Source organism: Moritella sp. 36, assembly GCF_018219415.1.
Lineage (GTDB): Bacteria > Pseudomonadota > Gammaproteobacteria > Enterobacterales > Moritellaceae > Moritella.
Genome location: NZ_CP056120.1, coordinates 4,887,807 through 4,901,930 on the forward strand (window position 1 = coordinate 4,887,807; position 14,124 = coordinate 4,901,930).

The following is a 14,124-nucleotide window of genomic DNA, read 5'->3' on the forward strand; positions in this document are numbered from 1 at the left end:
TATAAAGTAGATAGTACCACTTTCATCTGAAAGTCATAAGTACTAATTAGAGCTACAAATTGAAAAAACTCAGATACATTGTATAACTGAGATCTTCATCGCTAATGCTAAGTTTAGCTTATTGTACCGACCATGTTTTTTCATGCCACGTTTGTATAATATATGAAATTTCATACCAGTCGTGTGCACTCGTTACTCTTTCTCTGAACGCTTTATTATGCGGTTGCTTTATCATAATGCAATTATTAACCCCAGCATTTTTCGCATCCAGCAAATTATCATATTTATCATCTACAAAAGCATGAATCTCATGCGTCTGTTGAATCTTGTTTAAATAAGTCGCTTTTGACTCCCCAAACTCAACAAAAAATATATCTTGAAAAATATTACCGAAGCAATGATACATGTTTGCTCGACGCAGCGCTTCCACCTTAGGGTCACGACTACACGCGGTAATACAAAAAATATCATAACCTTCTTGAATTAGTTTAGTTAGAATTCGCGAAGCACCTGGCAGCGCATCTAATGCACCAAACTGCCAACTAGATGCAAACTCTTTTAATATTTTAACATCCTGACCTTCTTTGACGCCTAACCACTCACATAAATCCCATGCTAAGGGTTTACCAGTCACTTGTTTATCATATTGGTGATTAACAAACTCACGTAACCGAGAACCAAAATCTAATACCGTATCATCAATATCAATGACTATCGCTTTCATAGGCGTATTTCCATTTTTGTGATTATGTCTATCATTCATAACTTTGTAAAATAAGATAATGTTATCGAAGAACAATATTACATAGATACCAAGTTATGTATATTTAACTTCTATGAAATCGGTCAACAATACTAACGTAATAGTCAGAGAATCTAGAGTACTATTTTCCTTAAAACAATAATGATTACATTCAAACAGGCATTAAAAAGGCACCCTAAGGTGCCTCACTATTATTTAAGCCTCTGCGGAAATTAAATCACGCGAGAAAACTGTTGCTGACGTGCACGTTGACGTAAATACACATCAAAACACATGCAAATATTACGGATCAATAATTTTCCTTTCGGTGCAACCTGCAACATATTGCCTTTAATAATGACCAGTTCATCGTTAATAAAGGTTTGTAATAATGCCATATCTTCAGCAAAATAAGTGGCAAAGTCTAGTTTGAAAGTATCCGCAATCTTATCCATATCCAGTTCAAAATTACACATTAGCTGTTTGATCACCGCGCGACGAATCGAATCATCATCATTCAGACCCACACCACGCCATTGTGCATGACCAAGTTCACCAACCTGTTGATAATAAGTTTTCAGCTCTTTTTGATTCTGTGAATAAGCATTACCAATTTGGCTAATTGATGATACACCTAACCCCAATAAATCCGTTTCACCTTGAGTGGTATAACCTTGGAAGTTACGATGTAGTATACCTTCGCGCTGGGCAATCGCTAATTCATCGTCAGGCTTTGCAAAATGATCCATACCAATAAATTGATAACCGTTATCGGTCAAAAATGCGATCGCATCTTCTAAAATAGCTAAGCGATCAGCAGGCGACGGCATATCTTCTTCTTTCATTTTACGCTGACCAGCAAACAAACTTGGTAAATGCGCGTAATTGAATACCGTTAAACGAGCCGGATCTAAATCTAGCACACGCTCCAAGGTTTTATGGAAAGTTGCTTTGGTTTGATGTGGTAAGCCATAAATTAAATCAATATTGGTCGATTTGAACCCTAACTCATGGGCACGTTTGATAAGCGCAAAAATGAAGTCTTCATCTTGATCACGGTTGATTGCCGCTTGTACTTTTTTATCGAAATCTTGCACGCCCAGACTCAAACGATTAAAGCCTATTTTCGCTAATAAATCAATGGTACTTAGTTCAATTTCACGCGGGTCAACTTCAATTGAAATTTCAGCATCGTCGTCAAAATTAAAGCTGTTTTTTAACGCATCCATCAAACGTTGAATTTGTGGTTGAGTTAAAAATGTTGGAGTGCCACCGCCCCAATGTAATTGCGATACGTTACGGTTTTTGAAAAATGCAGCTTGTTGCTTGATCTCAGCTTCAAGCACATCAAGGTACGGATCGGCTTTATGCTGATGGCGGGTAATGACCTTGTTACAACCACAGTAATAACAAAGCTTATGACAGAAAGGAATATGCACATACAATGACAACGGCTTATCAGGTGTCTCATCACAAGCAAAGCGGAAGTCTTGATAACCGAAAGACTCATCAAATTCCAACGCAGTTGGATAAGATGTATATCTTGGACCACTGTAATTATATTTTTCGATCATAGCCTGATCCCAGACCAATTTTTGATTTAGCATATTCATCCCCTAAGACATATCACGGCAGTATGCCGGAAATAAACATCATGCCGTTTGTCTTACATCATAATATTAACGATTAACACCGTTATTTATTAACATTCAAATGTAGTTAAGCGGGCTACGTCTTTTTGCACACGTTCTGCATATTCACCTTCAAAACGAAAACGATCTAAATCAAATTGCATACGGGCTTTTTTTGGTAATTCACTGCGAGCATCCATGATTGGCATATGTTTTATTTTGTCATAAAACGCATGTAAATCAGGGTATTCTTGAGCCCAATCCACAGGTTCTGCAGCTGGTATAGCAGCCAATAATTTACTAATACGAATCGCGCCTTCAGAAAGGTCACATTCTTCACTGCCCATTGCTTTAGCAATGATCTGTACACTTTCAGTAATACGGACTTTACGTGCAGCAATAGCGTCGTTTTGTTGATTTGACTGCTGCACTTGTTGCGCTTTTACACGATACAGTAAACGTCCCGCATACACTGATAATGCCAGAATGATCAGGCATCCGATGCCGATTAAAATCATCCAACTTGCTTGCATTATTAGTCCTCGTTATCGTTATTCTTTAATTTTTTTTCTGTTGCTAAGAAGCGTTCATACAACTCATCTTCCGATAATTTCTCATGATTAGTTTGTAGTGATTTAGCATCAAGTTCAGCCATCATCTCTTCATCCCACTCATCTTCGTCATAATCTTCTTCAAATTCTTCGTCATCAGCGTAACCAAGTTCTTCAAGTAAGAATGCATGACGATCAACACCTTCATCGACATATGCTTGGTCATCACTGTTTAGCACTTCATTGTTATCTAAACGTAGTAATAGACCACTTAAGCGAGCATCATTTTCTAGTTTGTCTAGCTCTTGCTCAAACGTTAATACAGGTGCAACAAGCTTAACTTCAGCTTTAGGTTGTTTCACTTTAATAATCGCAGGTTGTGCAACTGGTGTCGGTGTCGTTAGCAATTGAATAGGTGCTTTACTGCCTACTCTTGGATCGCCCGACTTACGTGAACCACCAGTGCCTTTTTTACCTTTTACTGCTTCCGTGGTTTTATTACCTGATGTTAACCCTTTACGCTTTTTTAAACGTTTGTGCTTACGCGCTTCTAACGCTTGGGTATTTGTTTCACGCTTTTTGCGATCTGATTTAGCAATAGCTAGCGGGCCGCCTGAGCGTTCTTTTCTTTTACGAGTCATAGTATTCTCTGTCTTTAATCTGTCTAATAACAAGGTCCACAATTATCTTGTTGACCATATTGTTTATTAGCGGGTATCGTATTGCGCCTTATTTAAAGATAGTCAATTGACCCGTCTTTATTAAGGGCATAATGAGGCAATTCTTTAAGTGAGCGCAGACTATCAAAAAAGCGAGGAAGAAAAAAGATAATTCCGATCTGATGAAAATAAAAAACTCAGCCGAGGCTGAGTTTTTTACGATATAAAAATGAACTCACTAAACAAAAATGATTAGTGAAGACCACCTAGATATTTAGAAATAATTTCCATATCCGCTGGTTTCAATTTATAAGCAATGTCATGCATCATACCATTTTGGTCATTTGCACGTTCTTGGCTACTGAATTTCTCTAATTGCGCTTTAATATAATCAGCGTGTTGACCTGATATTTTCGGGAATTTAGCTGTTTCGCTACCATTACCACGTGGGCCATGACATGCAGCACAGCCAGCAATACCACGTTCGATATCACCACCACGATATAATTGCTGACCAGCAGCGATAACGTCTTCAGGTGTTTCTTCAGGCTTCATGGTTTTAGACGCAAAAAACGCCGCAAGATCCTGGATGTTTTGTTCAGTTAACATTGCAGACATACCCATCATGGTTGGATCATTACGACCCTTTTCACCACCGGTTTTCATCGCCAGTTGAAAATCTTTCAACTGCTTAACAATGTACGACGCATTTTGCCCCGCTAACTTAGGATAGATACTTGCTGGACTATTACCATCAGCACCATGACACGCAGCACATGTACCGGAAAGAGCTTCACCCGCTGCTGCATCCCCTGCAGCTTGAGCGGTACCCATTAATCCGATTAACATTGCAAAAGATAAGACAAGACTTTTCATAGCATTCCACTTGTTATTTTCAGCTTCCGATCCCATGTCACGGCGTGACATGTTACACTTATTATTATTCTATTTGACTATTTTACACATTTTCAAAAAAAAGTAATCATTTAACACAATTTCAATGAGAGATATTAGATTGGATAACAAAAAGATACACTTCGAAAACGCTGCATTTAGGATTAGTGCGCCAGACATTAGTCACCTAACAGATGATTCGGGCATTGAAATTGCTTTCGCTGGGCGATCTAATGCTGGTAAATCAAGTGCATTGAACACATTGACACGCCAAAAAAGCTTAGCGAGAACCAGTAAAACCCCTGGCCGTACACAACTTATTAACGTATTTGAAATCGAAGAAGGCAAACGTCTCATCGATTTACCAGGTTATGGTTTTGCTAAAGTACCTTTTGAAGTAAAGAAAAAATGGCAGAAAGCTTTAGGTGAATACCTACAAAAACGCGATTCATTAAAAGGTATCGTGGTATTAATGGATATTCGTCACCCATTAAAAGATTTAGATAAACAATTAATTCTTTGGGCGATTGATTCTGATATTCCAGTGATGGCGCTATTAACGAAAGCTGATAAGTTAAAACAAGGCGTTCGTAGTAAAACTGTTAAAGAAGTAAAAGAAGCGGTAAAAGAATTTGGTGGTGACGTAACAGTAGCACCATTCTCATCATTGAAGCATACTGGCATTGATGTACTTAAAAACAAACTATGCGAGTGGTATGATCTTGAGCCTGCGACGGGTGTGCCAAGTGAAGACGACGAAGCATTTGACGATAGCGATTCTGAGTACATTAACGAAGACTAATTCAAACGCTAAATTTTAGGCAAAAAAAACGCCTCGTCGAAAAGTGACGTGGCGATGAATAATAAATTCAATTTGAAACAAAAGGTTTGAAATATAATTTCGAACCTCCATACCCTACCCCGCTAATATACGCCAAACGAGTTTCAACCGAAAGTAAAATACGTTATTTAGTTACATTTTTTGTGACAAAGCGCACTTTCATCGTTATTTTATGTATAAAAACAACAAAACCAGTCCTGAGACTGGTTTTATTTTTAATTACAATATAATGAAATTAATGCTTAATACAAGATTAGTGCGCTTCATCCCAGTTATCACCCACACCAGCTTCCGCAAGTAGTGGTACATCCAATGACATTGCCGCCGCCATCAACGCTTTGATATTAACAACGTAGTCGTCCACATGTTCTTCTTTTATCTCGAATACCAATTCATCGTGAACTTGCATAAGCATACGAATAGAGTCAGCTTCTACAGTCTCAATCCAACCTGCAACATTAATCATAGCCTTCTTGATAATGTCTGATGCTGTCCCTTGCATTGGCGCGTTAATCGCCGCACGTTCAGCCGCCATTTGACGCATTTTATTACGCGCATTAATTTCAGGTAGATATAAACGACGCCCCGATAAGGTTTCAACATAGCCCTTATCTTTAGCCACTTTACGCGTTTCATCCATATACGTTAATACACCAGGGTAACGTTCAAAATAGCGCGCCATGTATTGCTTGGCTTCTTTTTGTGGAATATTTAACTGACGGCCTAAACCGAATGCACTCATCCCATAAATAAGCCCGAAGTTAATCGCTTTAGCACTACGACGTTGATCACTCGTAACGTCGTCAAGTTCAACAGAAAATACTTCTGAAGCTGTCGCGCGGTGAATATCTTTACCTTCCGAGAACGCTGTTAGCAGCCCTTTATCTTGTGATAAATGCGCCATAATACGTAATTCAATTTGGCTATAATCCACTGCCACATATTTATAGCCCGCTTCTGGAATAAATGCCTGACGGATACGTCGACCTTCACCCGCACGTACTGGAATATTCTGTAGATTTGGATCGCTCGAAGACAAACGACCTGTGGCGGTAACAGCTTGATGATAAGACGTATGCACACGCCCAGTTTTTTCTTCAATCAAGGTTGGTAACTTATCCGTATACGTTGATTTTAACTTACTTAAACTACGGTATTCTAAAATCAATTTTGGTAATTGATAATTAAGTGCCAGTTCTTGTAACACTTCTTCAGCTGTCGACGGTGCGCCTTTTGGCGTTTTCTTAATGACTGGTAGTTCCATTTTTACAAATAGAATTTCTTGCAACTGTTTTGGCGAACTCAGGTTAAATGGTTGCTCAGCAATTTCGTGGGCTTTAGCTTCTAGCTCCAACATGCGAGTGCCAAGTTCAACACTTTGCGCATCGAGTTTTGATTTCTCAATCAATACACCTTGGCGCTCAACACCAGACAAAATGCTAACGAGTGGTAATTCAACCTCGTTAAATAAAGTAACTAGCGATGGCTCCGCTTCAAGTTTCGCCCACAGTACATTATGTAAACGTAGCGTAACATCAGCATCTTCAGCTGCATATGGTGATGCTTGCTCTAATTCAATCTGGTTAAAGGTTAATTGTTTTTTACCTTTACCGGCGATCTCTTCAAAGCTAATGGTTTTATGGTCTAAGTATTTATTCGCTAAGCTGTCCATATCATGACGCGTCGCGATACTGTTATAAACGTACGATTCAATCATGGTGTCATAAGCAATACCTGCGAGGTTAATGCCGTAGTTTGCTAACACTGATTTGTCGTATTTTAAATTTTGACCAACTTTTTTTGCATTACTGTCTTCGAGTAGTACTTTTAATGACGCTAATACATGATCACGATCTAACTGCTCCGGCGCATCTAAATAGTCATGGGCAACTGGCAAATAAGCGGCTTCGCCTTCTGCAACTGCAAATGACAGTCCCACTAACTCAGCTTGCATATAATTAAGACTCGTGGTTTCAGTATCGAACGCAAACAGATCGGCTTTTTGTAACTTCTCTAACCAGCGCTCAAAATCTGCTTGCGTTAAAATAGTTTCATAATTGCTGCGATCAATTGTACAAGGGGCTACAAGGTCACCACTGTCAGACTCACTTGCCGCTGAACTCGATTTTGTTGCTTTACCCGCATACACATGTTTAGTTGCATCAGCACCACCTACTAACGCCGCTAACCAACGTTTAAAGCCCATCTGCTGGTATAACTCAGCCAATGCATCGGTATCTGTTTCTGCGATAGCCAGATCATCAAGGCTTACACCGGTTTCAACATCCAATTTTATCGTCGCTAATGCATAAGAAATTTCAGCATTATCTTTATGCTCGATCATCTTTTTAGCGAGAGTTTTCGAACCACGGAAACCTAAAGGAGCAATAGCGTCTAAGTTATTGTAGATATCTTTAATGCTGCCCAATCCCTGCAGTAGACCTAACGCTGTTTTCTCCCCAACACCAGGCACACCCGGAATATTATCGGCAGTATCACCCATAAGCCCGAGCAGATCGATGATCAACTCTGGTGGTACACCAAATTTATCTTTAACACCCTGTGGATCCAATACCGTATCCGTCATGGTGTTGATCAGCGTGACATTATTATCAACCAACTGTGCCATATCTTTATCACCAGTACTGATCAATACAGCACGACCTTCAGCACTAGCTTGCTTGGCGATCGTACCGATCACGTCATCGGCTTCAACACCCGAAATACAGATCAAGGGTAAACCAAGTGCTTTAACAGCGTTATGCACAGGTTCGATCTGACAACGTAGATCATCCGGCATTGGTGGACGATGCGCTTTATAATCCGGGTACATCTCATTTCGGAATGTAGGACCTTTGGCATCGAAAACAACCGCGATATGACTGGGACTAAATTGTGTTAATAAGCTCTTTAACATGTTAACGACACCATACACAGCACCCGTCGCCATACCTTCAGCATTAGTCAAATGCGGAGGTGAATGGTAAGCACGGAACAAATACGAAGAGCCATCGACAAGCACGAGGGGATTGCTGGGGATCGTAGACATAAAATAAAACTCAGTGAAATAAATGATGAATAAGCTAAGCATGCCACAAGCCGTGAATTCTCGCTATGTTGATGATAAAAATATATCTTGCGATCAGATCTTAACCACTCGATCATAGATCTTGATCTAACTGTGGATAACTCTGTTGACAATGACGATCAAAAAACTCAGTAAAAAATATGGATCGTTAACGGCAACAACTAAAACAATTAAATAACAATAACTTAAATATTTAAACTGTAAGATCTAAAGTTATCTAACGCTTTTAGGTTATGTGGAAAAGAATCTTAAACTGAAGAATATTATGTGCAAAAAGAAGGCATGATGATTAAAAATAATACATCATTGAATAAATAAAATGTTTGATTTGTGTTAATAAAAAAACGATTTTGTTGCAGAAAATAAAAAGCCGGTATCAATCAAACTTCTCGATAATCGAGGGATAAGAAGTTTGATCTACCGGCCCGAAAAAAAATTCGGTTTACCCTGCAAGGAGTAATGGATTAAAATTAACCCGGAAGCAATGTGAGCAATGTCTTGTCCTACTGAAACAAATAATGACTTCCTGAAGAACAACTCAATAGTAACGATTCTCATTTGCGTTTGCAAGGATTTATTTATATAAAACCAACATAGTGTCATTAATAGCAAAAAAATAAACGAATACAGAATACCTGACACCGTAAACCCAGCATGCAATCGAGAACAATTTGGACGTGGTTCGATAATATAGAATAGTTGAAATGATAAAATCTGCAGAAAATAAAAAGCCGGTATCAATCAGACTTCTCGATAATCGAGGGATAAGAAGTCTGATCTACCGGCCCGAAAAAATTCGGTTTACCCTGCAAGGAGTAATGGATTAAAATTAACCCGGAAGCAATGTGAGCAATGTCTTGTCCTACCGAAACAAATACTGATTTCCTGAAGAACAAGTTAATAGTAACGATTCTCATTTGCGTTTGCAAGGGTTTATTTATATAAAACCAAAATAATGTCATTAATAACAAAAATAATAATGTAACAAAGACAGAATACCTGACAGCGTAAACGGTGCAGAGAATCGAGAACAATATGGACATGGTTCGGTAATATAGAATAATTGGAATGATAAAATCTGCAGAAATAAAAAAGCCGGTATCAATCAGACTTCTCGATAATCGAGGGATAAGAAGTCTGATCTACCGGCCCGAAAAAATTCGGTTTACCCTGCAAGGAGTAATGGATTAAAATTAACCCGGAAGCAATGTGAGCAATGTCTTGTCCTACCGAAACAAATACTAATTTCCTGAAGAACAAGTTAATAGTAACGATTCTCATTTGCGTTTGCAAGGGTTTTATATAAATAATAAAAATTCAAATAAAAAGCCCAGCGAGGCTGGGCTTAAAATACAATTTAACTTTCAATATTAATCTGCGATCGCTAACTGCTTCTCTACTGATTTTGCATACCCAGATAACACTACAGTATGTAGCTTACTCGGTATCGCTTGTAAATGAGCTGTAAATTTAGCGCGTTGCTCAGCAGTGACTTTACTTGCAGCCTGCTTATACTCAGTACTGGTATGTAGTTGCTCTGCCGCTAATAAATTAGTCCCATGCAAGTAATAATTATTATCGATGGTCTGATCAATACGCTCGGCCAATTCAATCGCATCGGTAAGATCATCAGCAATGACATCACCAAAAGTCACATTCACATGACCTTTAAAGCCAACAATACCTTGAACAATACTATCAATATCTTCAAATTCAGTTTTATTGTACTCACCCGCTGTCGCTAATTCTGAAAGTTCATTCGCCTTAGCTGCATCGTTTGGATCATATTCATAAGAGATAGTCACCGGCACGATATTTAATGATTTCATGTATTCAGGAAAGCTAATGTTCTGACTTTTGCCATGCATATACATCATTTTTAAAATTGCAGGGTCAGTCTGATCATTACCATCTTTAGCACGGCCTTCTTTTTGCGCAATCCAAATCGACTGTTGTTCAGTTTGGATTGAATGGGCAATATAACCAGATAATGATTTAAATGCCGCGATCATCTCACGTACACCTTTCGCTGAACGTTTCACAATAAAACTTTTATTCAAACGCATCAAATCGGATACAAATGGCTTTTTCAATAAATTATCACCAATAGCAATACGCACTGTATCATGACCATATTGATGTAATCCCCAGTTCACAAATGCTGGGTCCATCGCGATATCGCGGTGATTCGAAATAAATAAATAATTTTTATTTTTATCCAACTTCTCTATACCGTCAAAGGTAATTTGAGTCGTTGTGGTCGCTATCATTTTTTCCATATAAGCGATCACTTCGTGCTGAATTTCACTCACACTCGTGATTTTTCGACATTTACGGCGTAACGCCATACGGATCATTGGGAATACCACCCAACTAAAATGTTTAATCAAGCGCGGAAACTGAAAGTGCGCGATCGCAGTAATAAATTCGTTATCGTTAACTAAGCGTTCAACAACACTTGCTATTTCGTTATCATTAAAAGGACGAATATCATCGTATAAACCCACGTCTGTTGCCATTCGGCACCTCAATTGCGTGTAAATTAAAAGCATAAAATCTAGAACGGGCGATTATACCTTAACTACCGATACATTTACTGTAATAAAACAAAAAAGGCGCTAAACTTTCACATATAAGTGAATAAGTTTAGCGCCTTTCGCCCCCTTACAAAATTAAGTTACATTAATTTAATTTTACAGAGGAGAGGTTATTGTTCGCATTCGTTTCAAATGTAATAACACCCGCTAACTTAGTTAATAAAATACCATAAAGAGGTAAGAATATGACTAAACTAATGAGTAATTTAAATCCATAATCTACCGTGGCAATTTCAACCCAATTAGCCGCCATAAATGGATCAACACTTTGATAAAACGCGATAAAGAAGAAAATAACCGTATCGATTAAATTACCAAATACCGTTGATACTACAGGCGCAACCCACCATGTTTTCAATTGTCTTAAACGATTAAAAACAACAATATCAAGAGCCTGACCGAATAAGTAAGCCGAAAAACTTGCGAGAGCAATACGCCCCACAAAACTATTAAACTCACTTAGTCCTGCAACGCCTTGATAACTACCATCAAAAAATACGACAGACAGAACATATGAAATCAATAACGCGGGTAACATAACTTGCGCAATGATGCGCTTAGCCATACCAGCACCAAATACACGAATGGTTAGATCCGTCGCCAGAAAAATAAACGGAAACGTAAAAGCCCCCCATGTAGTATGGAAGCCAAAAATATTGATAGGAAGTTGGACTAGATAGTTGCTCGCCGAGATCACCAAAATATGAAAACAAGAGAGACAGATCAACGCTTGACGCGTCTGCATTGCAGTTAATTCACGCATAATAAACCTTTTTAGTTAAATTCATGGGGTAAGGGAACCCATGCAAATTGTGCCGCACTTAGGCGGACGAGCATTATACAAAAGCTGACCCGCAATTCAATGGAATTATATTTCAGACATAAAAAAACACTCAAGTTGAGTGCGTTAAGCTTTTGATACAACAATTAAAAAGTGTCTTATTTCGTGCTAAGATGTGAACGCCAAAATATTCTTGTATAGGTTTAAAATGTTTCAGATTTTTAATGATAAATTGATTCTTATATTTTCCATACTAGGTCTTATGTTTACAGGATTTGTACTTTCTTTAATAACAGGATTAAATTCCAACTTGTTAAACATTTTAGGGGCTGTAGGCTCTTTACTTGCTGGATTAGCAACTGTGGCAACAACGGTTATTGCATATCAAGCTTATAACAATTGGAGACAACAAATAACCTCTACGAGCACTTATAAAGTAGATGTAGAATTGGTAACAACCTTAAAAAATATACATGAGAAGTGCTATACCTTTTCTGATTTTTATGGCTCTCAAATATTTTATATTTTCTCTCAATACAAGAGTTTAACCTTAACTGAAAATCCAGATGAAGAGTATCTGCGCTCTACTAATGCAGAACTGAATGGTGAACTTAAGGATGTGAGGAAAGCGGTTAAAGAAGGTATGGATTATAGTCTTCTTATAGAGTTTAATAATCAAGTCTTACATAAGTCGAATCATGTTTTTAAGTCTAATATAAACCCTATCCAAGAACTTATTAATTACCAAAATGCTTTAAAGACATATATTCATGCTGTCAATATCATAACTCGACGCAAGTTGACTAGTACAACTATACAGGATTTCCCCTATATAGATGGCAGAAGTGATGTAACCTTTATGTCCATTGGATTAGATGGCGACTTGTACCTTAATTTACAACATTCGTATGATGCAGTTTTAAAGTATTATCAGCATGAGTGGAAACTATAACCTTGAACATAAAAGCGCACTCAAATTGAGTGCGTTATATATGATTGTTGTATTTCTAGCTTTTATCCGCAATCCGCTCTTGTTCCCATTCGACTTTATCAATACGTTTATCATGCGCGGTTAAAGTGCTTTGAATACCTTTGTTAATCTTAACTAATTGCCAACCTACCCACGCTGCGCCAATTGTCAGCGGGTGAATACCCAATTGTGCTAATAATGATATTGCAGGAAAATCCATTACAGCACCGCCCGTTTATTTACCCATTGCTCCATGGCCGTGCGTAACATCCGTCTAAAACCAAATGTATCAATGTAAACCATCCCCAAACCGTACCAATAATATTCTGGTACCGTTTCTAACGATTCAAAGCCAAGGCCAACATAGTTCGAATAGTCAGGCAGAAAACAAAGTATTAACGGTGCGGTGGTGATTAATAATAAATATTCATCTTTCCAGCCGCGACCGTTCATACTAATTTCATCCAGCTTGGCCGCGTTCGTGTCACCCGCCGCCGCCCGTTTTGCTTTGGCTTCTGAAACTGCGGCTTTTAATACGCCGTCTTGTTTAATTTCATCCGCTTTATTTTTACGTACAGCATTAAACGCACTAAACCCACCCGTCACTAATGCTGTTAATAACGTCCACATTATAAAAGTCCCCACTGTTTAAGATATTTAATTGAATAGGCGGCAGCTACGCCGCCGACAATTGTTATCACTATTTTTTTATAATCCGCCTTGGTCATGCCATCGCCACCCCTTTTTGTGCCATGTTCAAGCCGTAATATTTACCCACTTCCATACGTGACATAGCGTGAATGACTTTCGCCAGTTCCGCATTATCATGGACGTTAACCACTTGGTTTTGGCCGATGTTCGTCCACTCACTGACATTTTTTGCATAAAGATTCGTGTCGTTTTCATGACTTGGTGCAAAGCGATTAATCATTTGCTCCAACGTAGTAAATCCCTGTCTTGAATAAGAGCGCAGCACTTTGGCCGCAGCCCTGAAACCGTAAGCTGGATTTTTAAAACGGGCGAACCGTTCACCGCGATTACTTAACTGGCCGTCCCAGTCATTACGCTTGTTATATTCAATATTAAGCGGGTTATTGTTTTTTACACCAAGCGGTAAAGTTGCTTTATAGGTCATATAGCTAAGCCCCCCAATTAAACAGAAGCTTGCGGCAATGATGGTTTTACTGGCCATGTTACTGCCTCAGGGTCACTGAATGTTTGTGGAATATCGCGCAGTGCTTGGCGATATTGACGAAATGGAGTGGCATCAACACCCTTATCAAGAGCTGTATTAACAAGAATATCCGCTTCTTTACATAAAGTTGAACGCACACTTTTAACCGAATCACCGTAAGTTGAATCCCACATAA

Annotated in this window: 14 protein-coding genes; 2 read left to right on the plus strand and 12 right to left on the minus strand. The window is 38.6% G+C overall.

The window, feature by feature from the left end; genetic code table 11:
• Positions 1 to 118: 118 nt before the first annotated feature.
• The 5 genes from HWV03_RS21775 to HWV03_RS21795 form a co-directional block, all read right to left on the minus strand.
• The gene (locus HWV03_RS21775; RefSeq protein WP_255546973.1) at positions 119 to 724 is read right to left on the minus strand and encodes a 5' nucleotidase, NT5C type; all 606 of its coding nucleotides are present in this window, start codon (positions 722 to 724) and stop codon (positions 119 to 121) included.
• A gap of 251 nt (positions 725 to 975) precedes the next feature.
• The gene (hemN, locus tag HWV03_RS21780; RefSeq protein WP_211677892.1) at positions 976 to 2,349 is read right to left on the minus strand and encodes an oxygen-independent coproporphyrinogen III oxidase; all 1,374 of its coding nucleotides are present in this window, start codon (positions 2,347 to 2,349) and stop codon (positions 976 to 978) included.
• A 95-nt stretch (positions 2,350 to 2,444) separates the two neighbouring features.
• Positions 2,445 to 2,906: a DUF2489 domain-containing protein gene (locus HWV03_RS21785; protein WP_211677893.1), complete on the minus strand. Its 462-nt coding sequence runs from the start codon at positions 2,904 to 2,906 to the stop codon at positions 2,445 to 2,447.
• Between the two features lie 2 nt (positions 2,907 to 2,908).
• The gene (yihI, locus tag HWV03_RS21790; RefSeq protein WP_211677894.1) at positions 2,909 to 3,565 is read right to left on the minus strand and encodes a Der GTPase-activating protein YihI; all 657 of its coding nucleotides are present in this window, start codon (positions 3,563 to 3,565) and stop codon (positions 2,909 to 2,911) included.
• 270 nt (positions 3,566 to 3,835) lie between these two features.
• Positions 3,836 to 4,459: a c-type cytochrome gene (locus tag HWV03_RS21795; protein WP_211673462.1), complete on the minus strand. Its 624-nt coding sequence runs from the start codon at positions 4,457 to 4,459 to the stop codon at positions 3,836 to 3,838.
• A 139-nt stretch (positions 4,460 to 4,598) separates the two neighbouring features.
• On the opposite strand from HWV03_RS21795, the gene yihA reads away from it, so the two are divergent.
• Complete coding sequence (yihA, locus tag HWV03_RS21800) at positions 4,599 to 5,279, plus strand: ribosome biogenesis GTP-binding protein YihA/YsxC (protein ID WP_211677895.1); 681 nt, start codon at positions 4,599 to 4,601, stop codon at positions 5,277 to 5,279.
• A gap of 292 nt (positions 5,280 to 5,571) precedes the next feature.
• On the opposite strand, the gene polA is transcribed toward yihA, so the two are convergent.
• The 3 genes from polA to HWV03_RS21815 form a co-directional block, all read right to left on the minus strand.
• Complete coding sequence (gene polA, locus HWV03_RS21805; RefSeq protein WP_211680373.1) at positions 5,572 to 8,367, minus strand: DNA polymerase I; 2,796 nt, start codon at positions 8,365 to 8,367, stop codon at positions 5,572 to 5,574.
• 1,409 nt (positions 8,368 to 9,776) lie between these two features.
• Positions 9,777 to 10,925, minus strand: a complete 1,149-nt coding sequence (locus HWV03_RS21810; protein ID WP_211677896.1) for a 1-acyl-sn-glycerol-3-phosphate acyltransferase — start codon at positions 10,923 to 10,925, stop codon at positions 9,777 to 9,779.
• A 163-nt stretch (positions 10,926 to 11,088) separates the two neighbouring features.
• Positions 11,089 to 11,766 carry a 7-cyano-7-deazaguanine/7-aminomethyl-7-deazaguanine transporter gene (locus HWV03_RS21815; protein WP_211673466.1) on the minus strand — a complete coding sequence of 226 codons (678 nt, stop codon included), beginning with the start codon at positions 11,764 to 11,766 and terminating at the stop codon, positions 11,089 to 11,091.
• Positions 11,767 to 11,992: 226 nt separating this feature from the next.
• Here HWV03_RS21815 and HWV03_RS21820 point away from each other — a divergent pair, with 226 nt between their 5' ends.
• Entirely contained in the window at positions 11,993 to 12,736 is a 744-nt protein-coding gene (locus tag HWV03_RS21820) for a hypothetical protein (protein ID WP_211677897.1), read from the plus strand.
• Between the two features lie 55 nt (positions 12,737 to 12,791).
• Here the strand turns inward: HWV03_RS21820 and HWV03_RS21825 are convergent, their stop codons facing one another.
• From HWV03_RS21825 to HWV03_RS21840, 4 genes are all read right to left on the minus strand, one after another.
• Positions 12,792 to 12,974: a hypothetical protein gene (locus HWV03_RS21825; protein ID WP_211677898.1), complete on the minus strand. Its 183-nt coding sequence runs from the start codon at positions 12,972 to 12,974 to the stop codon at positions 12,792 to 12,794.
• Positions 12,974 to 13,384: a hypothetical protein gene (locus HWV03_RS21830; protein ID WP_211677899.1), complete on the minus strand. Its 411-nt coding sequence runs from the start codon at positions 13,382 to 13,384 to the stop codon at positions 12,974 to 12,976. Before HWV03_RS21830 ends, HWV03_RS21825 begins: the two co-directional genes overlap by 1 nt.
• Positions 13,385 to 13,478: 94 nt before the next feature.
• The gene (locus tag HWV03_RS21835) at positions 13,479 to 13,946 is read right to left on the minus strand and encodes a structural protein P5 (protein WP_211677900.1); all 468 of its coding nucleotides are present in this window, start codon (positions 13,944 to 13,946) and stop codon (positions 13,479 to 13,481) included.
• The gene (locus HWV03_RS21840; RefSeq protein WP_211677901.1) at positions 13,907 to 14,122 is read right to left on the minus strand and encodes a phage tail assembly chaperone; all 216 of its coding nucleotides are present in this window, start codon (positions 14,120 to 14,122) and stop codon (positions 13,907 to 13,909) included. Before HWV03_RS21840 ends, HWV03_RS21835 begins: the two co-directional genes overlap by 40 nt.
• Positions 14,123 to 14,124 lie beyond the last annotated feature (2 nt).

Coding starts and splice junctions, on each gene's coding strand:
- HWV03_RS21775 (WP_255546973.1), bottom strand. CDS start 724: ATGAAAGCGATAGTCATTGATATTGATGATACGGTATTAGATTTTGGT.
- hemN (WP_211677892.1), bottom strand. CDS start 2,349: ATGCTAAATCAAAAATTGGTCTGGGATCAGGCTATGATCGAAAAATAT.
- HWV03_RS21785 (WP_211677893.1), bottom strand. CDS start 2,906: ATGCAAGCAAGTTGGATGATTTTAATCGGCATCGGATGCCTGATCATT.
- yihI (WP_211677894.1), bottom strand. CDS start 3,565: ATGACTCGTAAAAGAAAAGAACGCTCAGGCGGCCCGCTAGCTATTGCT.
- HWV03_RS21795 (WP_211673462.1), bottom strand. CDS start 4,459: ATGAAAAGTCTTGTCTTATCTTTTGCAATGTTAATCGGATTAATGGGT.
- polA (WP_211680373.1), bottom strand. CDS start 8,367: ATGTCTACGATCCCCAGCAATCCCCTCGTGCTTGTCGATGGCTCTTCG.
- HWV03_RS21810 (WP_211677896.1), bottom strand. CDS start 10,925: ATGGCAACAGACGTGGGTTTATACGATGATATTCGTCCTTTTAATGAT.
- HWV03_RS21815 (WP_211673466.1), bottom strand. CDS start 11,766: ATGCGTGAATTAACTGCAATGCAGACGCGTCAAGCGTTGATCTGTCTC.
- HWV03_RS21820 (WP_211677897.1), top strand. CDS start 11,993: ATGTTTCAGATTTTTAATGATAAATTGATTCTTATATTTTCCATACTA.
- HWV03_RS21825 (WP_211677898.1), bottom strand. CDS start 12,974: ATGGATTTTCCTGCAATATCATTATTAGCACAATTGGGTATTCACCCG.
- HWV03_RS21830 (WP_211677899.1), bottom strand. CDS start 13,384: ATGTGGACGTTATTAACAGCATTAGTGACGGGTGGGTTTAGTGCGTTT.
- HWV03_RS21835 (WP_211677900.1), bottom strand. CDS start 13,946: ATGGCCAGTAAAACCATCATTGCCGCAAGCTTCTGTTTAATTGGGGGG.
- HWV03_RS21840 (WP_211677901.1), bottom strand. CDS start 14,122: ATGTGGGATTCAACTTACGGTGATTCGGTTAAAAGTGTGCGTTCAACT.